This is a genomic window from Thiobacter subterraneus (assembly GCF_055379455.1).
On sequence record NZ_AP042402.1, the window covers coordinates 2,373,344 to 2,397,553 of the forward strand.

Consider the following 24,210-nt stretch of genomic DNA (forward strand, 5'->3'; position numbering starts at 1 on the left):
GCGGCGCAAAGCGCAAGAACGAGGAATCGGCCATGAACGCACACCCGAACACCAAGCTCGCTGCCCACCCCATCCGCGCGATGGCAGAGGCACCCCGCATTTCCCCCTCTCCCCTCGTGGGACTGCGGAAGGGTCGCTGCGAAGCCGCGGGGCACCCACCGGCGTACCCCTTGCGGGTGGAGGGCAGGGGAGAGGGGGCGCGGCAGACCGGAGCATGCAGGGCGCAGGTTCGCCGCCTCCTCGCCGGCTTCCTCTCCGCCTGGCTGGCCGTCTCGCCCCTCGTCACCCTGCACGCGGCCTATGGCGGGCCTGTTGCCGACGTGGCCGCGCCTGCGGGCAGCCGGCCGCAGGTGACGGCCACGCAATCCGGAATTCCCCTGGTCAACATCGCCGCGCCCAATGGCGCGGGCATCTCCCACAACCGCTACCAGCGCTTCGACGTCGATCCCGTCGGCCTGATCCTCAACAACAGCACGCGCGCCGCGGGATCGCAGCTGGGCGGCCAGATTGGCGCGAATCCGAATTTCAACGGCCGCTCGGCGAGCCTCATCGTCAACGAAGTGACGAGCGCCCTCCCGAGCCGTCTCAACGGTCCGCTGGCGGTGTTCGGCGACCCGGCCAGACTGATCATTGCCAACCCCAACGGCATCACCTGCAACGGCTGCGGCTTCATCAACACGCCGCAGGTGGCGCTCACCACCGGCCGCGTGCAGTTCCTCACCGCGCCGGGGGGTGTGCCCACCCCGCCCGGGAACGGCGCCGCGGTGGCCTTCGACGTGCGCGGCGGCACGATTCGCATTGAGGGTCAGGGCCTGGCCTCGCCGCTGGCGCGTCTCGACCTGATCGCCCAGACCCTCAACGTCAACGCGCCGATCACCATTTCCGGCGTGCTCAATCTGCTGGCCGGGCGGCAGACGGTCGCCGCCGAGGATCTGTCGGTCGCCGCCAACGGTGTGGCCAACACACGCGCCGCGATCCAGGCCGATGATCCCGCTGCGGGCGGGTTTGCGGTGGATGCCAGCGTGTTCGGCGCCATGACTGCCGGACAGATTCGCATCGTCTCCACCCCGGCCGGCATGGGCGTGCGCGCCGACGGCCGGCTCGCCGCCCAGGCCGGCGATCTTACGATCAGCGCCGATGGCGACGTGCGCCTCAGGCAGGCCACCGCCAGCCGCGACCTGGGCATCGCGGCCACCGGCAGCGCAGCCAACAGCGGGGAGCTTGCCGCCGCGCGCGACCTCAGCCTCACCGCCGCCGTCCTCGACAACCGCAACGCCGCCATCCGCGCCGGGGCCGATGCGCGGCTCACCGTCGCATCCCTGGACAACAGCGGCGGCGCGATCCAGGCTGCCGGCCAGCTCGATCTTGCCCTGCCCGGCGCGAGCCTCGATCTGGCCGCCCCCTCCATGGGCACCATCGCCGGCGGCACGCAGCTTGCCGTGTCCGCGCGCGAAATCGGCAACACCGGCACCTTTGAACATGGCGCAGCACTCAGCCTCACGGCCACCGACCGCATCGGCAACAATGGCAGCCTCATTGTCGGCGGCGACCTCACCGTGGAGGCCCCCGGGATCGCCAACAGCGGCCGGATGGATGTCGCCGGTGCCCTGGCCCTCGCCGGCGCGCTCACCAATCACGGCGTGCTGCTCGCCGGGGACCTCCTGCTGACCTGCCCCACGGCCTGCCACAACGATGGCGGTCTGATTCTTGCCCGGCGTGATGGCGTGGCGGATCTGACCGACTTCACCCAGGCCGGCGGGCTCATCTCTGCGGCGCAGGACCTGCGCCTGCGGCTTGCCGGCGCCAGCGACAACGACGGCGGGCGCATTGAGGCCGGGCGCGACCTCCTGGTCCGGCTCGACCTGGCCCGTGCGCCGGGGGGCGTGCTGGGCGCCGGGCGGGATGGCGCGGTGAGTTTCGATACCCTGGTGTGGGACCGGGGCCGCCTCGAAGTGGGGCGGGACCTGACCCTGGCCGGCGCCGCACTCACCCTGCCCGCGGGGGGTCTCGGCGCGCCCCGGGACTTCAGCGTCACACTCACCGGTGAGCTTGCCAACCAGGGCGAACTCGTGGCCGGGCGCGACCTGCGGGTGCAGGCCGGGCGGGTGGTCAACACCGCCGGCGTGCTGGAAGCCGGCCGCGATCTCGCCATCACGGCGGATGCCCTCCTGAACCAGCGCGGCCCGCTTGCCATCCGCCATACCAACTGGGGTGACTACCAGCCGCCGGGCTCGGTGAACTGCCGCTCCGACCACGGCTACTGCGAAAGCTTCGAGCAGATCGAATCCACCCCGGCGGCCATGCTCTCGGCCGTGCGCGCCTTGAGCCTCCGGGCGCGCACCGTGGACAACGACGCCAGCGTGATCACCGCGGGCGAGGCGGTGGACATTCAGGCCGACGCCTTTACCAACGCCGCCCACACCCTGACCACCACCTGGCATGGCCACTGGCGGGAATGGCGCGGCTGGCTCAGAGGTTACAAAGACCACGACGACTGGGGCCTGACTGTCACCGGCAGCACCCCGGCCATCGTGCAGAGTGCAGGCGGCGTGGCCATTGCCGCTGCCAGCCAGCGCAACACCGGCGTGATCCGGGCCCGGGACGTCTATCTGGGCGGCGCTCTCGTCAACGGGCTCACCGACTACCGCTACCAGACCCCGGCGGCGCTGACCCCGCCGCCGGACCTGGCGCCGCTCCATTTGCCGGCGGGGGCGGTGGCCAGCCCCGTGCCCCAATACCTGTTCGCCAGCGCAAGCCGGCTGGCGCTCTTGGTGCCGGGCCTGGACGCCGGGGTGCCGGCCCTGCTCGACCCCTTCCTGGAAAACCGCTGGCTGGCCCAGATGGCGGCGGACTACGGCTTCGCCCCCCTCGACCGCGAGCGCCTGCTGGCCGCGGCCCGGCGCCTGGCCCAGGCCGAAGGCCTGGCCCCCGGCATCGCCCTGAGCCCGGACCAAATCGCCAAACTGCAAGAGCCCATCCTCTGGTACGTGGAAGAGACCGTCCCCGGCCCCGATGGTACCCCCGTCACCGCCCGTGTGCCCCACCTCTACCTGCCTGAAGTCAGCCGCGCCGGGCTCACCGTCTGGGCGGGGGGAAGCGTTGAGGGGGAGCGCGTCACCCTCGCCGCCGATCACATCCGCAACACCGGCGTGATCGCAGCGCAGGACCTGGACATCGAAGCCGACACCCTGCGCAATGAAAAGCGCTCCGCCTCCATTGGCGAGATCCGCCAGTATGGAGCGGACGGCTACTGGCGGCTCACCGGTGACACTGTGCAGCCGGGCGGCTTCATCCGCGCGGCCCGGCTGCAACTGAACGTGCGGCGCATCGACAGCGTCTCGGGCGAATTCTGGGCCGGGGGACGGGAGATCTCCCCTGAGCTTGGGCAGCGGCTGGGGGAAGCCTACACCTACCGTGCCAACCAGGACCACATCCGGTCCGAGTGGGTGTCCCTCAAGAAGCGCAGTGGGCTCGAACAGGTGGCGGTGATGGCGGTGAGCCTTGCCGTGGCGGTCTACACCGGCGGCGCGGCGGCCGGCGCCCTGGGCTTTACCGAAGGCAGCGCCAGTTACGCCATCGCCTCGGCCTCTCTCGGCAGCATGGCAAGCCAAGCGGTCACCGGCGCGCTCACCGGCCACGCGAGCCTGGGCAACGTGCTCAGAAGCGGCCTCACCTCGGCGGCCACTGCCGGGCTCACCCAATGGGCCGGGCAGGCCCTGAACAATGCCACCCTCACCCAGACCCGGCAGGTGGGTGATGCCCTTAAGGCCGCGCAGACCGCCACGGACCTCAGCGACAAGCTCATCGGCTACACCGTCCGGGCTGGTGTCACCGCCGGCGTGAACCGGATGGTGTACGGCCAGGGCGCGGGCAGCTTCGGCGATGCCTTCGTCAACAGCTTCGTGACCTCGGCCGCCGCGGATGCGGCGAACTGGGTGGGCGGCCACACTGAACTGCAGTCTGCCCGGAACCTCGCCGCTCACGCCCTCATTGGCTGTGCGGCGGCGGCCGCGACAGGCAAGGATTGCGGCGCGGGGGCGGTGGGTGGGGCGACGAGCGCGCTCCTCTCGCCGCTGGTGATCGATGCCATGACTGGCGACGATGTCAGCGCACGCTTCAACGGGCTCACTCCGAGCCAACAAGCCACGGTGGCAGCCTTGTCCACCTTCGCTGGCGGTGTCGCGGCCCAGGCCATGGGGCGTGCTGCCGTCACGGCCGCCCAGGCGGCGCAGAACGAGGCCGTCAACAACGCGCTGCGTCACAGCACCGAAATGGCGAAGCTGCGGCAGCGGTGCGGCGACAGTGTGGAAGGGGGATGCGGGCTCGTCCGCCGGCTGGAGGGTACACAGGCAGTCGTTGACGGCATGCCTGTCAAGGGACCGTGGCAGATCGTGGCGCACGTGGATGCGCAGGGACGGCCTTTGGCCTATTCGGCATACAATACCGATACGCGTCGGACGGATTTCGTCATGGATCCGCGGGACCTGGGTGGGTTCATGACGAGCACTACGCTTCTGATGCGGGCGGCCTCTGGTGCGGGCTATGTGGCGGCCGCCATGCCGGCGTATCAGCAGCGTGCGACGGAGGGAGCATTCCAGACTGCGGCGGGGCTGGTGCGTGGAGACGTCACGCAAATCCGTCAGGGTCTGGGCACGGTTCTGGACAGCATGGGCGAGGCGGTCCAGGATCCGGGGTGGTGGCTGATGGCGGGGACGGCGGTTGTTGGCGGTGGGTTGGCTAGGGTGGGGACAGCTCATGCAGGGGCTGGTGAGATTGTTGCAAACAGCAGCTCGGTCGTTTCAGCGCTCTCACATCCACTTGAAGGATTATCGCCATCGACTGTTGTTCGGTTGGCTGACGAACTGGGATTACAGACGCCGCGCGATTCACTCGTCTTGTGGTCAGGACTCGGTCGGGGACGAGAAGGGATTGTCAGGTCACAGGCCTACGCGGCCGAAAACGGCGGCATGACTCTTGAAATGACGCCCGGCGGTAGATGGCTCGATCAAATGGACCTGTATGGCAAGAGCTCGCCGTTTACGCAAGCCGAAGCAGACCAAATCTGGCGAGATGTTGCCCGTCGAGCCGCGGAACAGGCGAGCGGTCAAGTCCGATCGGTATTGGGCTCCGTAAGACCCAGCAGCGTATATCGCACAGTGGAGGTTCCGACCTTGCTCAACAATCCGAGAGTTCTCGGAATCGACGAGATCTATCTGAAACCTCGGTATACCTTTGGAGGACAGTGAGATGTTTACTTGGATCAACAAGCAAGGTGTGCAGAGTGACCGCGGATTCGTAGTTCAACGTACTGGCCGATTTTCAGTGGAATACCGCGAAGGCGAAAAGGTCGTGACGCTGGATGTGGAAAGCGGTTTGAGCGGTGGGCATCCGTGCATCATTCTCGACCCGAATGCCTTTGCGCGCTGGGACGACGGTACGCCGATTCCACCAGACCAGCAAGCTCGGTTGTTTCAGAACGTAAAGGAGGCAATGGAATTCCAGGGGCTGAAGATGATCGTTGAGAAGGGAGTGTCCGCGGCGGGCTGAAGGTATGGAGCACCGAGGAGAGCGCCGACGCCTTTACCAACGCCGCCCACACCCTGACCACCACCTGGCATGGCCACTGGCGGGAATGGCGCGGCTGGCTCAGAGGTTACAAAGACCACGACGACTGGGGCCTGACTGTCACCGGCAGCACCCCGGCCATCGTGCAGAGTGCAGGCGGCGTGGCCATTGCCGCTGCCAGCCAGCGCAACACCGGCGTGATCCGGGCCCGGGACGTCTATCTGGGCGGCGCTCTCGTCAACGGGCTCACCGACTACCGCTACCAGACCCCGGCGGCGCTGACCCCGCCGCCGGACCTGGCGCCGCTCCATTTGCCGGCGGGGGCGGTGGCCAGCCCCGTGCCCCAATACCTGTTCGCCAGCGCAAGCCGGCTGGCGCTCTTGGTGCCGGGCCTGGACGCCGGGGTGCCGGCCCTGCTCGACCCCTTCCTGGAAAACCGCTGGCTGGCCCAGATGGCGGCGGACTACGGCTTCGCCCCCCTCGACCGCGAGCGCCTGCTGGCCGCGGCCCGGCGCCTGGCCCAGGCCGAAGGCCTGGCCCCCGGCATCGCCCTGAGCCCGGACCAAATCGCCAAACTGCAAGAGCCCATCCTCTGGTACGTGGAAGAGACCGTCCCCGGCCCCGATGGTACCCCCGTCACCGCCCGTGTGCCCCACCTCTACCTGCCTGAAGTCAGCCGCGCCGGGCTCACCGTCTGGGCGGGGGGAAGCGTTGAGGGGGAGCGCGTCACCCTCGCCGCCGATCACATCCGCAACACCGGCGTGATCGCAGCGCAGGACCTGGACATCGAAGCCGACACCCTGCGCAATGAAAAGCGCTCCGCCTCCATTGGCGAGATCCGCCAGTATGGAGCGGACGGCTACTGGCGGCTCACCGGTGACACTGTGCAGCCGGGCGGCTTCATCCGCGCGGCCCGGCTGCAACTGAACGTGCGGCGCATCGACAGCGTCTCGGGCGAATTCTGGGCCGGGGGACGGGAGATCTCCCCTGAGCTTGGGCAGCGGCTGGGGGAAGCCTACACCTACCGTGCCAACCAGGACCACATCCGGTCCGAGTGGGTGTCCCTCAAGAAGCGCAGTGGGCTCGAACAGGTGGCGGTGATGGCGGTGAGCATTGCCGTGGCCTACTACACCGGCGGCGCAGCGGCCGGCGCCCTGGGCTTTACCGAAGGCAGCGCCAGTTACGCCATCGCCTCGGCCTCTCTCGGCAGCATGGCAAGCCAAGCGGTCACCGGCGCGCTCACCGGCCACGCGAGCCTGGACAGCGTGCTCAGAAGCGGCCTCACCTCGGCGGCCACGGCCGGGCTCACCCAATGGGCCGGGCAGGCCCTGAACAATGCCACCCTCACCCAGACCCGGCAGGTGGGTGATGCCCTTAAGGCCGCGCAGACCGCCACGGACCTCAGCGGCAAGCTCATCGGCTACACCGTCCGCGCCGGTGTCACCGCCGGCGTGAACCAAATGGTGTACGGGCAGGATGCGGGCAGCTTCGGCACGGCCTTCGTCAACAGCTTCGTGGTCTCGGCCGCCGCGGATGCGGCCCGGTTCATCGGCGACAACACGGGTGCGGGCCGAGCCCTGGGCGAAATGGGCTCCCCGCAACACGTGCTGGCGCATGCCGCCCTGGGCTGCGCGGCGGCGGCGCTCTCCGGCAAAGACTGCGCCTCGGGCGCCATTGGTGCAGGCGCGAGCGCCTTCGCCGACTCACTGCTGCCCGACCCGGACAGCCCAGCCCAGCGCGCCCTGATGGCAGGCGCGCTCACCTTCATCGGCGGGGCCACCGGGCAGGCGGCGGGCTTGGATGGCGTGACGGCGGCGCAGGCGGCGACGAATGAGGCGGTGAATAATCGGTTGCTGCATCAGAAAGAGATTACTCTGATCAAGTCGCGGGCCAAAGATTTTGCGCGACGGCTCAATGGCGGCAAAGAGCCCACGCCGGAACAAATCGCGCAGGCCGAAACGCGCCTGCTCGATCAAGCCGACCGCAACGTTGATCAACACAGCGACTCCCGGCTGGATGGCGACGCCAATCGCTACCTCACCGATCTCAAGCGCGAACTGGTCAAGGCCGGACAAGACATCCTCCCGGGCGGCGGGCAATATTTCTTCGCGAGCCCGGATCAGTATTTCAACGACCGCATGTATGCGGAGACGCTGAACACCCCGACCGGCCAGCAGGCGTACAGCCAGATTGCGGCAGGGCAGACGGGTCAATATCTGCCGGGGTACTATTACAAGCAGGGCATTGCTGACGCAAACCAGGAAGCAAAACGCCAGGCCGTGGCCGGTGCTGTCACCGCCGGCGCGATTCTCGCGCCCATGGCAGCCGGTGCTTGCCTGACCAACCCGGTGGTTTGCAACCAGATTGGCATCACCACCGCCGAGGTGCTCTCCGAAGGGGGCGTGGTTGCGGGTGGGGTGTTTGCGGCGAAGAGGGTCGGGAGTGTCGTTGCAAAGGCGGCAACTAGCAGCGGTATTAGGGTTACCGAGCATAGTGTTGAGCAAAAAATAAACCGCCAGGTAAGAAGTGCAGATGAGCTTGATGCACTGAAAAATCCGCTGGATGTGAGGCCAGTAAAAATCGATAGTTTGGGGCGGCCAAGTCAGAGATACATTGGCGAAAGGGCCGAAGTCGCAATAAATCCTGAAACTGGGAGAATTGTTTCGGTTAACCCAACTTCATCTAAGAAGGCCGAGAGACTCTTGCGTCAACGGGAGAGAGAGCAATGATTACGCTTTCCCCTCAAGAAATACAATTTATGCTTAGGGTGCTCCCCTTGCCAACGCATATTAAGAGCGAGCTAGAGAGACTTATACATGAGAGTAATAAGTCTATTTCTGATGACATGGCGGATGAATTGCGTGACTTGTGTACAGAACGACTTGATACACACGGTTTTGATGCTAGTTACGCTCCCACGGAAGAAGGGAAAATACTAGAGGCGCTGATTGACAAACTCTTCGTTGGGTAGAGGTTCCAAAGGGAGTAGCCGAACGCGCACTGATGGAAACAACTGGAGGTGGACTTCCCCCGAATTCAGATCATAGGGTCAATTACGAATCCTATGACTATTTGGGTGTGCCGGTGCGCGTCCACCCCAAGATGATTGACGGCCAAATTGTGGACTCCCCACACTTCCCGCCGATTGGCAAGGAGATTGGGCGATGAGGTACACGCGTGAGATGTTTGCTGCGGACTTGGAGCGCCTGTTAAATGAAGGAAGCACCGATTTCAAGCAAATTGCCAAATGGGCCTATGCGACTCGGCTAACGCATCTTGGGGAAATTGACGCAGAGGTCAGTGACTGGCTATTGCGTTTGGGAGCTATGGATATGGGATCGGAGTACGAGTGGAACAAAGAGGAGTTGCGCGATTTGGTGGCGAAAGCACGTGCTTAGGTGACAAGATCGGACCTGCCCCCGAGGTGGGCGAGACGGGCATCGATGATCTGTACAAAGTCAATCGACCGGATGTGGACTACGTCGTGATCGAATACAAATTCGTGGGGGATTATCAGAGGACGGGCAGCGCGTTGCTGGGACGGACTGCGGATGGGCGGCAGGGTTCGGAGAGTTGGATTCTTGGCTCCGGGAGACTAGAGAAATCTGTGAGTCGAGAGCTTGTGCCAGATATTGAGGAGGCCATCCGTAATAGACGTGTTGAAGCCTGGGTGGTTACCACCCGCCCGGATGGGTCAACGGAAATCCAGGTTCTGGATAACGTGGGCAAGCCCAAGCCGGTCGATCTGTCCAAGGTGCTTCCGAGGCAGAACCCAGCGGGGGTTCAGCCATGATCCGGGCGCCGATGGGAGATCAAGCATATTGGGACAAATGGACTGCCTTTGGTGAAACGACCATACGAAGGAAGCTTACTAACTTAAGCGAACCCACGAAAAATCCTGCTTATGAGGCCCAATTCGTCTGGGACCTTTCCCGTGAGTACGGCAGGTTGATCATCACCCGCTACTCCCGCGGCGACTCCATTCGCGAGCTGGGGCAGCATTTCGGGGGATTGCTGGATGCCTGGGAGCTGTCGAACAAGCTGGCCGCGGAATTGAACGCGCAGCTCAAGCCCGGAGAGGGCTGGGACCATCGGCACCTGGCGACCGCGCCGCAGGTGAGCCGGGACCCCCGCGCCCACAACGACCCGCGCGCCTGGGTCTTCGACCTGAAGAACCTCAACCACTACAACTGGTGTTTCTGGCTAGTGGGCTTGGCGCTGGCGCTGGAGATTCCCTCTGAGCAATGGCAGCGGCTGCTTGCGCTGCTCGACGCCGAGGGGCAGGACATCCTGCTCGACCGGATCATCGCCAGCCGCCAGCCGGGCCGCCGCGTCGGCAGCCAGCTCGTGCACCCCAAGCCCTACGCCCGCCTGCTTGCAGCAATCGATGCCCCGAAGGAACAACAGGCCGCGCTGCTCAAGAACTTCGTCGACCACTGGTATGCCGAACTCAGGCGGCCGGCGAAGGATGAGCTGTGGTGGTACATCTACGGCGACCCGGTCAAGCACCCGCTGTCCATGGGCAGCTACTTCGGGCGTTGGTGCATCGAAGCGGTGGCGGCAGTGAAGGCCTTCGGGCTGGATGACTCGCTCTGCCTGGGGCACGAACACTACCCGGGGGACCTGCTGCGTCCCGACGGCCCCAGCACCCACCCGGTGCGGCAGGAAGCCAAAGGGGGGCTGCTCGCGCGGCTGTTTGGCAAGAAGGGGTGATGTGTTTGCCCGTCCCCTGAGCGCCGTCCTGGCGGTGTGGCTCTCTGGGAAGGTGTGTGAAGGTGAAGGTGTGAGGTGAAGGTGTCAGTGTCTGAAGGTGTCAGGCTTTGGTTATTGAGTTATTGATTCGCCCGCCCATACCACCCGCCAGCAACAATAACTGCTCCCCGCCCGTGAAGTTTCCCTTTCCTGCCTGCCTGTGGCGGCAGCGCGCTGCTGCTTTGCTGCTGGCCGCCTGCTCCATCACCTTCGGCAACGCCTCCGCCACCGTGCAGGCCGGCAACAGCGTGTGGTCACGGCCGCCAACCAGACCAACACCGGCCTCATCCAGGCCAACGCCGTGTATCTGGGCGGCAACCTCGTCAACGGCATCACCGACTACTTTGTTGCGACCCCCGCGCCGCGCCTGCCGGACGCGGTGATCAACCTGGGCCAGCAGAACCTGCCCAATGGAGCAGTCTTTACCCCCGGCGGGGCGACGCTGTTTGCCAGCGCCTCCCGCCTGGCGCTCCTGGTGCCGGGCCCGGATCTGCTCAACAGCCTGCTGCCGCCGGAACTGCGCGCCGGCGCCACCCCCTACCTGTTCGACGGCTGGCTGGAACAGCAGGCCCTGAGAGCGGCCGCGCTCAACGAGACCGGCCGCGTACGCTTCCTCGCCGGCCTGGACAGTGAAGAGGGCCAAAGCCCCGAAGCCCGCCAGCGCCAGCTGCTGTATGCCGCCGCCGCCGCCCGCTTCGCCCTGAGCGAAGGCATCAAACTCGGCGTGGCGCTGAGCCCCGAGCAGCAGGCCAGACTGCAAGAGCCCATCCTCTGGTACGTGCAAGAGCAGGTCACCGGCCCCGATGGCGCCCCCGTCACCGCCCGTGTGCCCCACCTCTACCTGCCCGAAGTGAGCCGCGCCGGCCTCACCGTCTGGGCGGGGGGAAGCATTGAGGGGGAGCGCGTCACCCTCGCCGCCGATCACATCCGCAACACCGGCGTGATCGCAGCGCAGGACCTGGGCATCGAAGCGGACACCCTGCGCAATGAAAAGCGCTCCGCCTCCATTGGCGAGATCCGCCAGTATGGAGCGGACGGCTACTGGCGGCTCACCGGCGACACCGTGCAGCCGGGCGGCTTCATCCGCGCGGCCCGGCTGCAACTGAACGTGCGGCGCATCGACAGCGTCTCGGGCGAATTCTGGGCCGGGGGACGGGAGATCTCCCCTGAGCTTGGGCAGCGGCTGGGGGAAGCCTACACCTACCGTGCCAACCAGGACCACATCCGGTCCGAGTGGGTGTCCCTCAAGAAGCGCAGTGGGCTCGAACAGGTGGCGGTGATGGCGGTAGCCATTGGGGTGAGTGTGCTTACCTATGGCGCGGCCTCGGAAGCCCTGTTCTGGAGCATGGCCGAATCCAGCCTGTCGGCCACGGTCAGCATGGCGACCTTGGACACGCCAGCCACTGCCGTGGAAGCCTACGCCTGCCGTGCCCGCGTGGGCACCGACGCCATCGTGCTCACCATGCCCGTGCCGGTGGTGTGTCCGTGAAGGCGGCGCAACGGGCTCAGGTCAACTCCTGCCACGCCTTTTCCAGGCGCTTCCAGGAAACCGGATAGGGGGTCTTCAGGCCCTGGGCCCAGAGGGAGACGCGCATTTCCTCCAGCATCCAGCGGAAGGCCGTGAGCCGGGGGTCGATGCGGCCGGCCTTGCGCTGGGCTTCCAGGCGTTCTTGGTAGCGTTGCCACCAGGTTTTGAGGTCGGCGGCGTGCCGGGCATCCCGGTCCGCGTGACCGGGATATTTGTCGAGGCGCTGACCGATGGCGCGCAGATAGCGCGGGAAGTGGCCGAGCTGCTCCCAAGGTGTCTCGCTGAACATGTTCTTGCGCACGAGCTGCGCAAGCTGGGCGCGGATGTCCTGCACCAGAGGGGCGGGCAGGCGGCCGGCGAGGCGCTGGTTGAGGGTGTGGTATTCCGCGAAGATTTCGCCGGCCAGGCGCGCAAGGCCCTGGGCCACCGCGGGCAGGCGGGTCTTGGCCCGGTCCCGCTGGCGGGCGAATTCCTTTTCCGTGCGCGGCAGCGGATCGTCGCCCAGGAAGGCACGGTCGGCGATGGCGGTGAGCAGGTCGCTCTTCAGCTCCTCCGGCGTCATCACGCTCCGGGCCTGCAGGGCGATCTGGTTGAAGTTGGGCAGGTTCTTCTCCCACTGTCGCATCTGCTCCCGCAGCGCAAGCCACAGCAGGCGGCGCACGCCCCTGCGAGTCTCACGTTCGGCGGCTTCCTGGGTGTCCAGGAGGCGCAGGGCGACCGCACTCCCTTCATCCACCAGCGCCGGATAGCCCACCAGGTTCTGCCCGGCTCGGGTGAACTGGATGCGTTCCGGCAGGTCGCCGAAGTTCCACTCCGTGAGCCCCTCGCGCTCGTGCTCGCTGGCGGCGGACTGGGCGAAGGTGAGCTGCGCCGCCTGGCCCAGCTTGTGTCTGAGTTCGGCGAGGTCGCGCCCGCAGGTCAGTTCCGCGCCCGCTTCGTCGATGACGCGGAAATTCATGCGCAAATGCGCGGGTAGCTCATCCGGATGCCAGTCGTCGGCGGCCACGCCGAGGCCGGTGCGTTTGCGGATGTAGGCGGCGAGGGCGTCGGTGAGGGGCGGCACACTGGCTTCTGCCGGGCCCCGGTCCATCGCAGGCGAGGGCAGGCTGTCGAGAAAGCCGGTGACGAAGTCCGGCACGGGCACGCAGGCGGTGCGCACCCGCTTGGGCAGTCCCTTGATGAGGGCGGTGATCTTCTCGCGGATCATGCCCGGCACCAGCCATTCGCAGCGGGCTTCGTCCACGCGGTTGAGCAGGGGAAGCGGCACGCTCAGGGTGACGCCATCGAGGGGGTGACCCGGCTCGAAACGGTAGGTCAAAGGACAGGGGACACCACCCACCAGGAGACTTTCCGGGAACAGGGTCTCGGTCACGCCCTCGGCGCCGTGGCGCATCAGGTCCCCGCGTGCCATGAACAGCAGCCGGGGATTGTCACGCTCCACCTCGCGCCGCCACTTCTCGAATCCCTGGCCGTTGACGATGTCGGCCGGAATGCGTGCGTCGTAGAAGGCGAACATCCTATCCTCGTCCACCAGAACGTCCTGGCGACGCGACTTGTGTTCCAGTTCCCGGATCTCTTCCAGCAGCTTGCGGTTGTGCAGGAAGAAGGGCGCCCGGCTGTCGTATTCACCGGCCACCAGTGCTGACCGAATGAAGATTTCACGTGCCGCCTTTGGGTCGATGCGGCCGTAGTGCACACGCCGTCGCGGCGTGAGGGTGAGGCCATAGAGGGTGGTGCGCTCGTAGGCCATCACTTCGGCACCGCGCCTGTCCCAGTGGGGGTCGAAATAATGACGCTTCACCAGATGGGCGCCCACCTGCTCCGCCCATTCCGGCTCGATTTTCGCCACCGAACGCGCGTAGAGCCTGCCGGTTTCCGTGAGCTCCGCCGCCATCACCCATTTGGCGCTCTTGCGGTGCAGCACGGAGGCCGGATGGATGTGGAACTTGATGTCGCGCGCCCCCTGGTAGTGGCCTTCCTCCGTTTTCACGCCCACGTTGCCCAGCAGGCCCGCCAGCAGGGCGCGGTGAATCTGTTCGAAGGTGGCGGGCGTGGTGTTGGTGCGCATGCCCATCTCCGCCACCAGCCCGGCGAGCTGACCGTGCAGGTCATGCCATTCGCGCAGCCTGAGGTAGGACAGGAAATGGGCATGACACTCCTCTACCAGCTTGCGGTTGGACTTCTTGTGGGCGCGCGCCTCCTCGAAGAAGGCCCAGATCTTGAGAAAGCCCATGAAGTCCGAGCGTGGATCGGCAAACTGCCGGTGGCGGTCGTCGGCCGCGCCTTCCTGACCCATGGGCCGGATGCGGGGATCCTGCACGGAAAGCGCCGAGGCGATGACGAGCACCTCCCTCAAGCAATGTTCCCGCTGGGCCGCGACCAGCATGCGGCCGATGCGCGGATCCACCGGCAGCCTGGCCAGTTCCGCCCCGATGGGCGTGAGGCGACGCTGCTCGTCAACGGCGCCCAGCTCGGCGAGCAGGTCGTAACCATCGGCGATCATGCGGCCGCTGGGCGGTTCCAGGAAGGGGAAATCCGCCACCGGGCCCAGCCTGAGCGCCTCCATGCGCAGGATGGTGCCCGCCAGGGAGGTGCGCAGGATTTCCGGATCGTTGAAGTGCGGCCGTGCCGCGAAGTCGGCTTCCGAGTACAGCCGCACGCACACGCCCGAGGCCACGCGCCCGCAGCGGCCCGCCCGCTGGTTGGCGGAGGCCTGGGAGATGGGTTCGATCAGGAGCTGGTCCACCTTGTTGCGGTAGGAGTAGCGCTTCACGCGCGCCAGCCCCGGGTCGATCACGTAGCGGATGCCGGGCACGGTGAGGGACGTCTCTGCCACGTTGGTGGCCAGGATGATGCGGCGTGCGCCGTGGGGCGCGAACACCCGGTCCTGCTCCTCGCGCGACTGGCGCGCATAGAGGGGCAGAATCTCCACCCCGGGGGGATGGTGTTTGCGCAGCAATTCCGCGGTATCGCGAATCTCCCGCTCGCCCGGCAGGAAGATGAGGATGTCCCCGTCGCGGGACAGGCGTGCCACCTCGTCCACGGCATCCACGATGGCCTGCTCCAGATCCCGCTCCTGATCGTCCTCGTCTTCGCTGCGCACGGGCCGGTAGCGGATCTCCACCGGGTACAGGCGCCCGGAGACCTCGATCACCGGCGCATTGCCGAAGTGGCGCGCGAACAGCTCGGTATTGATGGTGGCGGAGGTGATCACCAGCTTCAGATCGGGCCGGCGCGGCAACAGCCGCTTCAGGTAGCCCAGCAGGAAATCGATGTTGAGACTGCGTTCGTGGGCTTCGTCGATGATGATCGTGTCGTAGCGCCTCAGCAGGGGATCGGACTGCGTTTCGGCGAGCAGGATGCCGTCCGTCATGACCCGGATCAGGTTGTCCGGACTGCCGGTTTCCTGGAAGCGCACCTTGTAGCCCACCACGTCGCCCAGCGGCGTGCCGAGTTCGCGCGCGATGCGCGCGGCCACCGAGCGGGCGGCGATGCGCCGCGGCTGGGTGCAGCCGATCATGCCCTCCAGACCGCGGCCGAGCTCCAGGCAGATCTTGGGCAGCTGGGTGGTCTTGCCGGAACCGGTCTCGCCCGCGACGATCACCACCTGGTGCGCGGCGACGGCGCGCGCGATCTCGCCCCGCCTGGCAGCAATGGGCAGCTCTTCGGGATAGGCAATGGCGGGCACGCGCGCCTCGGGGGAGAGTGCCATGTCAGCGTTTCCGTTCGCGGCGCGCTGCCGGCTGGACACCGGCTGGCAGGGCGGTGGCGAGATGCTGGGCAAGCCGCGCCAGTGTCTCGACGCGCGGGCTGCGGCGGCGCCAGACCAGACCGATGGTGCGGGTGGGCACCGGCGGGGCAAAGGGGCGCAGGGCGATCAGGCGCTTCTCACCCCGCGGCGCGTTTTCCGCGGCGAGCTGGGGCAGCAGGGTGAGGCCCAGGTCCATGGCCACCATCTGGCGCAGCATTTCCAGGCTGGTCGCCTGCACGTCTTCTGCCGGCCGGTTGGCGCGTCCGCACACTTCCAGCGCCTGCTCGCGCAGGCAGTGGCCTTCTTCCAGGAGCAGCAGCGGCGCGCCCGCCAGCTCACGCGGGCGGATCTGATCGCGGGCGGCGAGGGGGTGCCCCGCGGGCAGGGCCACCAGGAAGGGCTCCCGGTAGAGGGGAAACACCTCCAGACCCTCCTCCTCCACCGGCAGGGCGACCAGTGCCGCATCGAAGCGCCCTTCGCGCAGCTTGTGGAGCAGGCTGTCCGTGAGCTCTTCGCGCAGCACCAGCTTGAGCCGGGGGAAGGCCTTGTGCACCGAGACCAGGGCATGGGGCAGGTAATAGGGTCCCACCGTGGGAATCACGCCCAGGTTGAGGGTCACTGCCATCACGTCCTCGGCCACGGTGCGGGCGAGTTCACGGATGCGCTCGGCCTCGGCGACGATCACACGGGCGCTGTCCAGAATCGCCCGCCCCACCGGGGTGGGGGTGATGCGCTTGAGGCTGCGGTCGAACAGGGTGAGACCGAGATAGTCCTCCAACTTTTTCACCTGGGTGGAGAGCGTGGACTGGGTGACGTGGCACGCCTCCGCGGCCTGACCGAAATGGCCCGTGTCGGCGAGGGCGACGATGTAGCGCAGCTCCTGCAGGGTCATGGGGAGCGTCGATGAAAAATCTGAAGATGATTGATTATACCGTCAAATCGCCTGTTGCCCATTTGTCCGGCAGATGGCGGTGGCGCCGGACGAAAGCGGTCTCCCCCGCCAATCGACATCATCGATCCTGGAGGTGAAAAAAATCGATTTCCAATCGGGCGCCGGGCGGCCGACAATGAGCCGCAGGGCATCCGTGGAAGGAAAACGAAACATGGCCGCGCGACTGAGACTCCTGTGGGACATCTGGGCCCGGCTGGGCGCCGGGCTGGGTGGTTTGCTGGTGGAGGGCACCTGATGCGCCCCGCGGTGTTTGGCGCCCCGCCGATGGTGCTGGCGGCCGTGAGCCGGACCGAACTGACCGCGGTGAACGCGCTCATCCAGCGGGCGGTTGCCGGCTGGCTTCTGCCGGAGCGGGTGCGGCGGCTCATCATGCCCAGCTATTGCTACCACGAGGCCGACCTCACCTGTCTCGACCTGCTCGCGGCCCGGGTCAATGGCGCGATCGTCGGTGTGGCGGCGTGGGAAGACGCACCCGTGCGAGAGCTGCCGGCAGGATCACGGGGGCTGCTGCTGCACGGTCTCTATGTGGATCCGCCCTGGCAGGGACGGGGGGTGGGGCGCACCCTGTTCGAGGCAGCCTGCGAGGCGGCGCGGCGCCGGGGTTTCGACGGGGTGCTGGTCAAGGCCCGGCCCGAGGCCGCGGGCTTCTTTGCCGCCATGGGCGGCCAGGCCCTGCCCGTGGTGGACCCGGCGCGCGACTATCCCCACCGCTTCTGGAAAAGTGTCTGAGCAGGGCGGGCATCATGGTGCTAAGTTTGTACAGTGTGGTCCGGGCCTGGCGGCGCGACCTGGCGGCGGCGAAGCGGGCCGCCGCCTACGGGGACGTGCCCCTGGGCGTGTGCTAGGGAGAACATGAGCGAGCTCATCGACACCCTTCCCAGCTGGCGCAGTGTGTGGCGCGCCCGGGCGCGTGCCCATCCCCATGCGGCGCTGGGTCTCGGCGTGGGCGCCCTGGCGGTGCTGCTCCTGTCGGGGGCGAGCCTGTATCGCGCTGCCACCGGCGAAATGGACGGCGTGCTGCGCCTGGCCCTGCTGGGCGGCCTGGCGGGTTTCCTGGCCACGGGACTGGGGGCGCTGCCGGCGCTGGCCCTCACCCGTCTGTCCACCCGGCTGGAGGACAGCCTGCTGGGACTGGCGGCGGGCATGATGCTGGCGGCGAGCAGCTTCTCCCTCATCCTGCCGGGACTGGCCGCGGGGGAACAGCTCACCGGCCATGCCGCTGCGGGGGCCGCACTGGTGGTGCTGGGGCTTGCGTTGGGGGCGGCGCTGATGCTGGGCCTCGACGATTTCATGCCCCACGAGCATGCCCACCTGGGCGTGCACGGGGCGGGCGGCGAGCGGGTTTCGCGGGTGTGGCTGTTCGTGTTCGCCATCGCTTTGCACAACCTGCCGGAGGGCATGGCCATCGGCGTGGCTTTTTCCCGGGGCGATCTCTCGGTGGGACTGCCGCTCACCGGCGCCATCGCCCTGCAGGACATCCCGGAAGGGCTGGCCGTGGCCATGGCTCTCAAGGCCGTCGGCCTCGGTCCCCTGCGGGCGGTGGGCGTGGCGGTGGCCAGCGGCCTCATGGAACCCCTGGGCGCCCTGGTGGGCGTGGGCCTGACCAGCGGGCTGGCGGCGGCCTATCCCGTCGGCCTGGGGCTGGCCGCGGGTGCGATGATCTTCGTGGTGTCCCACGAGGTGATTCCGGAAACCCACCGCAATGGCCACCAGACGGCGGCCACCCTGGGGCTGATGGCCGGTTTCGCAGTGATGATGGTGCTCGACACCACGTTGGGCTGAACGATGAATTCATCAACCAAGGAGAACGGTATGGCCAAGAGGAAATCTCCCGCGGGCAAAGGCGAGAGCGCCTTTCTCACCGACATCAAGACGCTGCGCGAACGCGCGCGCAAGCACATCGAGGATGGCGCGGTCACCCCCGGCTATCAGGCGGACCGTGCCACCGTGATCAAGCTGCTCAATGAGGCGCTGGCCACGGAACTGGTGTGCATCCTGCGCTACAAGCGGCATTACTTCATGGCCAGCGGCATCAATGCCGACGCCGTGGCGCAGGAATTCCTGCAGCATGCCAACGAGGAGCAGATGCACGCCGACCAGATCGCCGCACGCATCGTGCAGCTCAAGGGCGAGCCCAACTTCAACCCGGACGGCCTGTCTTCGCGCAGCCATGCGGAATACGTGGAAGGCGACAGCCTCATCGACATGATCCGCGAGGACCTGGTCGCCGAGCGCATCGCCATCGACAGCTACGGCGAGATGATCCGTTACATTGGCGACAAGGATCCCACCACGCGCCGCATGCTCGAGGGCATTCTGGCCATGGAGGAGGAACACGCCGACGATCTCGCCAGCCTGCTGGCCGACCTGGAAAAGTAGGCTGCGCAAGGGCCCCTTTCCATTGACGCCGGGCCGGGCGACGGGAAAATATCCCTTCGCGCAAGCGAAGAGGAGACGTCGTCGTGAACAAGAACAAAGTCTGCCTTGGCGGGCTGGGGGCGCTGCTCGTGGGGCTCCTGCTTGCCGGGAATGCCCCGGCGCAGGTGGTGCCCCAGGGCGAGGTGTCTCCGCCCCGCCAGGAATCGGGGCCCCGTGGCGGGTTTGGCATCTCCATCGATCTCGGCAGCCTGCTCGGGGCCATCCGCGATGCGGTCAAGCGCCAGGACCCGCAGGATCAGCCGCCGCGCCTGGCCAAGCAGGCCGTGCAGGTGAGTCCCGTGACCGGGGGCGGCTACACCATCGACTGGGTGGTGCAGTATGCCAACACCACCAATGCCACCCAGACCGGTGTCACCATCGTGGACGGACCCATCGCCACCATCCTGCCGGGTTCGCTGCAGCAGCCCGCCGGCTGGGTGGGCACCACCAACGCCAATCCGCCGGTGGACAACTGGGTCAAGTGGACGGGCAATGCGCCGCCGCTGGCCGGTTACATGAGCGCGAGCCTGCCCACAGCCAGCCCTGCCAGCTTCAATCCGGGCGCCGCCTCCGGCGATGGCTTCATGCCCATCCCCTACCGGCGCGCGGGCGTGCTGCGCATCTACTACATCAACCACCACATCGGCGGCGCCCCGCCCCCCAACGACGTGAACACGGCGCTGTCGTTCGGCTGCGTGGACACCACCACCGGCGCGCCCTGTGCCGGCTTTCCCCGCAAACTGCCCAAGGGCGACGGCAGCGGCCAGCCCTCCGCGGTGAGTTTCTACCCCGAGGAATACGACCTGCAGAACGGCCTGCTGTTCTATGCGGTCACCGCCCGGGGTGTCGCCGGCTGGGAGTACGGCCTCGGCTGTTACGATCTCAACAACGACGTGGAATGCGGCTTCTACCGTCTGGGCTCACTCGCGAGCCACACTGGCGAGGCCTACGTGAAAGGCCCGTGGCGCGTGGGCAACCGCCTCTATCTGCTGGCGGCCAACCGCAGGCTCTACTGCCTGGATGCGGGCAACCCTTCCGTGTTTTGTCCGGGACTGGCGAGCTACGACACGGGGTTCACGCTGCCGGCGGGTGTGTTCCCCTATCCGGGGCCGCTCAATTACTGGGGACCGTCCGTGTTCGGCGAGGTCATCGGCAGCCGACTCTACCTCACCACGGATGACACTCCCCAGTCCGGGTGGTCGCCGGTGACCAAGCGCCTGCGCACCTTCTGCTACGACACGGGCAGCAATTCCGCCTGCGCGGGCTTCGCCATCCCGGTGCGCACGGTGAGTGCCGTGCGCACCACGCCCTTCCTCCATTTCGACGCGGCGGGCGTGGCGCGCCATGTGTGCGTCCGCCTCAAGGGCACCAGCCAGAGCTGCGTGGATGCCAGTACGGGCGCGGTTTCGGCACCGGCCACCGTCATGCCGGGCTTCAATTCCAGCGAAGGCTTCGGCTCGGAAGTGGTGGTGGGACGGCGCACCTATTTCCCGGACTACCATTTGGGCGACCAGTCGGTGAAGTGCTGGGACTGGTCCACCCAGGCGGCCTGCGCGCCGGTGGCCTCCTTCCCCGCCTGGACCACCACGCCCAAGAACTACGCCGTGAACGTGGACGACCGGGGCTGCCTGTGGGTGCTGGGGGACAATGCCCACGCCACCTGGAACTTCGATCCCGCCAAGCCCCTGGTCAACGGCAAGGCCCAGCGCTGCGGGGGGACGGAGGGTGTGTTCACCCAGGTGTTTCTGCCCTGGCAGTACTGTTCCGGCCCCAGGCCTTTTGCATGGACGCAGCTGGAAGTGGCCAACGCCACCCTGGCCCAGTTCACCCAGCTGATCCTGCGGGTGAAGGATGGCGCGGGCAATGTCATCTTCACCTTCGATGCCCTGGCCAGCGGCACGCTGCAGACGGCCATCACCGCCATCGATCCCCAGACCAATGGCCAGCCCCTGCGCGTGGAAGTGGACTATGCCCTGGCGCCCGGGGTCAACGCGACGCCGGAGCTGCGTGCCCACTATCGGGCCTCGCCCCTGGAGTTCTGCTTCAGAAGCACCCACACCTGCAACCAGGGGCCCATCACCAACCAGGTGGGCGTGACGGAACCGGCGGCCCTGCAGCTGCCGCCCGTCACCGTGCAGGTGCCTCTGCCCCAGGGCTGCGGGGGCGGCGCGGCCGAAGGGTCCCAAGGCGGCTCCCCGGCCGACGCTGGCGCCGGCTCTCCCGGCTCGCCTGTTTCCGGCCCATCTGGCGGCCCGGGCGCCGGAAGTGGCGCAGCGGGCGCGGTGGCGGCGGGGGGTGTCGCGGCCGCCATCCTCGGCGATCAGGCAGCCGTGCCGGCGGTGGAGTGTCCGCCTGGCATCCCCGACTGCAGGGTGGCGCAGAGCACACCGAATGCGCCGCCCAAACGCTGCTACTGGCGGCCCAAGGTGAAAACCCAGCCTGCCCAGAGCGCGACGGCGAAACCCAAGCCCCGCGCGAAGGCACCGTCCAAGCCCGTTGCCGCCAAACCGGTTGCGACCAAGACCGCCCCGGCCGGCGCCAAACCGGCCACCGGGACCGCTGCCAAGCCCAAGCCCCGGCCCAAACCCAAGCCTGCGCCGGAAATGGAATGGGTGTGCGAGGATTGATGGCCGGCGCGTGACGCCCCGCGCCGGCCCGAACCACGGGAAATTCGGACCGGCGCGGTCGGCGCTCAGCCCGTGCTCCAGGCGCGGGGCTTGATCATGCCCGCCAGCTTGCAGGCCTGCTTCACGTAGCCGTAGGGAAACAGCCGGTAGAGGTGTTCCTTGGCCGCTTTGCGGTCCATGCCGCGGCCGGCCAGATGGTCCTGCACGTGGCGCACGTCCGGCGCCACCTGATGCTCGCTCCAATACTCCCGCATGAAGCGCAGCACATTCCAGTGGTCTTCGGTGAGGGTGATGCCCTCCTCGGCGGCAAGCTGCTGCGCCACCTCCTCGGACCAGTCTTCCGGATTGATCAGATAGCCCTCCCCATCGCGGGCCACGGCCAGTTCGGTCGTCATGGTGTCCTCCAAAAATGCCCAATTCGAAACATAAGGACGCCACTTGATGCAATCAAGCGATATTATTTGGCCGTTGCTATCGAAAAAGGCGATTCAAGATGACCGAACAGCTGCCGCGCCGGCTTGCCCTCGACGTGGAACAGGCGCGCACCTTCCTGGCCATCGTGGGCCGGGGCAGCTTTCTCGAGGCCGCGCGCCAGCTCAACGTGACCCAATCCACGGTGAGCGCGCGTGTGCGCGGGTTGGAGCAGGCGCTGGGGGTGCGGCTGTTCCAGCGCAACCGCGCCGGGGCCAGTCTGACCCTGGCCGGCCGCCGCTTCCTGCCCTATGCCCAGCGGCTGGCGCGCGTGGCGGAACAGGCCTGGCGTGAGGTGGGGCTGCCATCCCGCTACCGCAGCACCCTGCGTGTGGGCGCCCGCATCGCCCTCTGGGAGGGGCTGCTGCCGGCGTGGCTGGCCCGTTTGCGCAAGGCCCATGGGGATGTCGCGGTGGAGGCGGAGATCGGCTTCGAGGCGGACCTCATGGGGCGGCTCACCGAGGGCAGTCTCGACCTCGCGCTGATGTACACCCCCACCCACACGCCGGGTCTGGTGGTGCGTCACCTGTTCGACGAGGAACTGGTACTGGTGTCCGACCGGCCACGGCGTCGCCCCGGCCGGGAATACATTCACGTGCGCTGGGGACCCGGCTTCGACCAGCAGGAAGCCGCGGCCTTCCCCGGTCTGGAGCCGCCGCCGCGGGTGGTGAACGTGGGCTGGCTGGCGGTGCAGCTTTTGCTTGGCGAGGGGGGCAGCTGCTACCTGCCCTGGCGCATGGCCGAGCCCTGGGTGCAGGCCGGCCGGCTGCACGTGCTGCGCAGCGCACCGCGCCTGCCGCTGCCTGCCTACGCGGTGTACCGGGAGGAGGACGCCCAGGGTCTCGTCGGGACGGCCCTGGCGCTGCTGGCGGCCATGGTGGCGGCACCCTCGCCCGGCCCATGAGCTGCGCCGGCCCGCTGCTACAGCCGGTGGCGCGCGTCGCGCAGCGTAAAGCCGGGCACCGGGCGCTCCAGTGCGCGGCCCAGGGCGATGACCTTGAACAGCTCACCCATTTCCGCCGGTGACAGCAGCCTGCCCACCGCCTGGGCCTCGGGGGCATAGCGCACGGTGTCGGCCACCGGCAGCTGCGCCAACAGTTCGGTGATGCCGCATTCGAGGAGGAAGGCCGCCTGGGTGGTATAGCCCACGAGCTCGAGTCCGGCCGCTGCCCCGGCCTCGGCGATGGCCGTGAAGTCCACATGGGCGGTGAGGTCCGACAGTCCCGGCCAGAGGAAGGGATCGGCATGGGCGTGATGGCGGTAATGGCCCATGAGGGTGCCGGCGGCTCGCTGGGGGTGATAGTACTCGGCGCGCCCGAAGCCGTAGTCGATGAACAGGAGCAGGCCCCGTCGCAGGCGTTGCGCGAGGGTCTGCACGAGGCAGGTGGCGGCGCGGTGGATCTCGATGAGATAGCCTTCCGGCAGGGCCAGCGCCGCGGCCCGGGCGATGAGATCCCCGTCCTGGCAGGGGCGGTCTTCCCAGCCGAAACCGTTTGGCGTGACCACCACGCCCCGCTCCAGAAAGGTCTCGCCGCGCCGCAGGAGCAGGTGGACCGGCAGGGCATCCAGCACCTCGTTGCCCAGGGCGATGCCCGTGAAGGCTTCCGGCAGGTGATCGAGCCAGCTCACCCGCGCGGCCAGCGCCGGCGGCAGCGTGGCGATCAGCCGGCGCTGACGCCCGGCCAGCTCGGCCGAAGGTTCCAGGATCAGATAGCGTGCGGGGGGCACGCCCAGGCGGTCCAGTTCCGTGAGCAGGTCGAGCGCCAGCCGTCCGCTGCCCGCGCCCAGCTCGAGGAGGTCGGCCGGCCCGCGCAGCGCCGCCAGCACCTCCGCGCAACAGCGGGCGAGGCTGCGCCCGAACAGGGAAGTCATTTCCGGCGCGGTGATGAAGTCGCCCTGCGCCCCGAACTTGATGCTGCCCGCGGCGTAATAGCCCAGCCCCGGCGCATGCAGGACCAGCTCCATGTAGCGGGCGAAGGGGATCCAGCCGCCGGCGCGCCGGATCTCTTCGCACACGAAGGCACTCACGCGCGCACTGTGGGCGGCGCCATCGGGGCTGGGAGCGGGCAGGGCGGGCATGTGGTAGATTTCGAACTTTCCGGGAGCCCGGCAGACGGCTCCGGAAGGGGCATTGTAGCGGCCACGG

General features: G+C 67.5%; 15 protein-coding genes and 1 pseudogene. 12 read left to right on the forward strand and 4 right to left on the reverse strand.

The features are described 5' to 3' along the window. Positions 1–32 precede the first annotated feature (32 nt). The 7 genes from ACZ42P_RS11725 to ACZ42P_RS11755 all read left to right on the forward strand — a co-directional run bounded on the left by ACZ42P_RS11725 (position 33) and on the right by ACZ42P_RS11755 (position 11,806). Positions 33–5,246 carry a two-partner secretion domain-containing protein gene (locus ACZ42P_RS11725; RefSeq protein ID WP_464897721.1) on the forward strand — a complete coding sequence of 1,738 codons (5,214 nt, stop codon included), beginning with the start codon at positions 33–35 and terminating at the stop codon, positions 5,244–5,246. Position 5,247: 1 nt separating this feature from the next. After that, positions 5,248–5,547 (forward strand): hypothetical protein, encoded by a 300-nt coding sequence (locus tag ACZ42P_RS11730; RefSeq protein ID WP_464897722.1) that lies wholly within the window; start codon positions 5,248–5,250, stop codon positions 5,545–5,547. A gap of 179 nt (positions 5,548–5,726) precedes the next feature. Then, positions 5,727–8,294 (forward strand): DUF637 domain-containing protein, encoded by a 2,568-nt coding sequence (locus ACZ42P_RS11735; protein WP_464897723.1) that lies wholly within the window; start codon positions 5,727–5,729, stop codon positions 8,292–8,294. After that, the gene (locus ACZ42P_RS11740) at positions 8,291–8,536 is read left to right on the forward strand and encodes a hypothetical protein (protein ID WP_464897724.1); all 246 of its coding nucleotides are present in this window, start codon (positions 8,291–8,293) and stop codon (positions 8,534–8,536) included. The genes ACZ42P_RS11735 and ACZ42P_RS11740 overlap by 4 nt, the downstream gene beginning before the upstream one ends. Before the next feature lie 193 nt (positions 8,537–8,729). Continuing rightward, positions 8,730–8,963: a hypothetical protein gene (locus ACZ42P_RS11745; RefSeq protein ID WP_464897725.1), complete on the forward strand. Its 234-nt coding sequence runs from the start codon at positions 8,730–8,732 to the stop codon at positions 8,961–8,963. Between the two features lie 406 nt (positions 8,964–9,369). After that, on the forward strand, positions 9,370–10,278 hold the full coding sequence (locus ACZ42P_RS11750; RefSeq protein ID WP_464899402.1) for a PoNe immunity protein domain-containing protein: 909 nt from the start codon (positions 9,370–9,372) through the stop codon (positions 10,276–10,278). A gap of 289 nt (positions 10,279–10,567) precedes the next feature. Next, the gene (locus ACZ42P_RS11755; RefSeq protein WP_464897726.1) at positions 10,568–11,806 is read left to right on the forward strand and encodes a hypothetical protein; all 1,239 of its coding nucleotides are present in this window, start codon (positions 10,568–10,570) and stop codon (positions 11,804–11,806) included. Between the two features lie 16 nt (positions 11,807–11,822). Here ACZ42P_RS11755 and hrpA read toward each other — a convergent pair whose 3' ends face one another. Together hrpA and ACZ42P_RS11765 are read right to left on the reverse strand one after the other, a co-directional pair. Further along, positions 11,823–15,707: an ATP-dependent RNA helicase HrpA gene (hrpA, locus tag ACZ42P_RS11760; RefSeq protein WP_464897727.1), complete on the reverse strand. Its 3,885-nt coding sequence runs from the start codon at positions 15,705–15,707 to the stop codon at positions 11,823–11,825. Then, positions 15,667–16,488, reverse strand: a pseudogene (locus ACZ42P_RS11765) (hydrogen peroxide-inducible genes activator); the annotation flags it as partial. The pseudogene ACZ42P_RS11765 and the gene hrpA, both read right to left, overlap by 41 nt. 294 nt (positions 16,489–16,782) lie before the next feature. Between ACZ42P_RS11765 and ACZ42P_RS11770 the strand changes: the two are divergent. The 4 genes from ACZ42P_RS11770 (at position 16,783) to ACZ42P_RS11785 (ending at position 21,593) form a co-directional block, all read left to right on the forward strand. Continuing rightward, positions 16,783–17,277 (forward strand): GNAT family N-acetyltransferase, encoded by a 495-nt coding sequence (locus tag ACZ42P_RS11770; protein WP_464897728.1) that lies wholly within the window; start codon positions 16,783–16,785, stop codon positions 17,275–17,277. A 123-nt stretch (positions 17,278–17,400) separates the two neighbouring features. Further along, the gene (locus ACZ42P_RS11775) at positions 17,401–18,330 is read left to right on the forward strand and encodes a ZIP family metal transporter (RefSeq protein WP_464897729.1); all 930 of its coding nucleotides are present in this window, start codon (positions 17,401–17,403) and stop codon (positions 18,328–18,330) included. Positions 18,331–18,360: 30 nt separating this feature from the next. Next, positions 18,361–18,927 (forward strand): ferritin-like domain-containing protein, encoded by a 567-nt coding sequence (locus ACZ42P_RS11780; protein ID WP_464897730.1) that lies wholly within the window; start codon positions 18,361–18,363, stop codon positions 18,925–18,927. A gap of 83 nt (positions 18,928–19,010) precedes the next feature. After that, on the forward strand, positions 19,011–21,593 hold the full coding sequence (locus ACZ42P_RS11785; protein ID WP_464897731.1) for a hypothetical protein: 2,583 nt from the start codon (positions 19,011–19,013) through the stop codon (positions 21,591–21,593). A gap of 65 nt (positions 21,594–21,658) precedes the next feature. On the opposite strand, the gene ACZ42P_RS11790 is transcribed toward ACZ42P_RS11785, so the two are convergent. Next, on the reverse strand, positions 21,659–21,988 hold the full coding sequence (locus ACZ42P_RS11790) for a TusE/DsrC/DsvC family sulfur relay protein (protein WP_464897732.1): 330 nt from the start codon (positions 21,986–21,988) through the stop codon (positions 21,659–21,661). A gap of 98 nt (positions 21,989–22,086) precedes the next feature. Here ACZ42P_RS11790 and ACZ42P_RS11795 point away from each other — a divergent pair, with 98 nt between their 5' ends. Further along, the gene (locus ACZ42P_RS11795) at positions 22,087–22,968 is read left to right on the forward strand and encodes a LysR family transcriptional regulator (RefSeq protein ID WP_464897733.1); all 882 of its coding nucleotides are present in this window, start codon (positions 22,087–22,089) and stop codon (positions 22,966–22,968) included. A 17-nt stretch (positions 22,969–22,985) separates the two neighbouring features. Here ACZ42P_RS11795 and ACZ42P_RS11800 read toward each other — a convergent pair whose 3' ends face one another. Next, a complete protein-coding gene (locus tag ACZ42P_RS11800) occupies positions 22,986–24,143 on the reverse strand; it encodes a class I SAM-dependent methyltransferase (RefSeq protein WP_464897734.1) in 1,158 nt (385 codons plus the stop codon). Between the last annotated feature and the right edge of the window lie 67 nt (positions 24,144–24,210).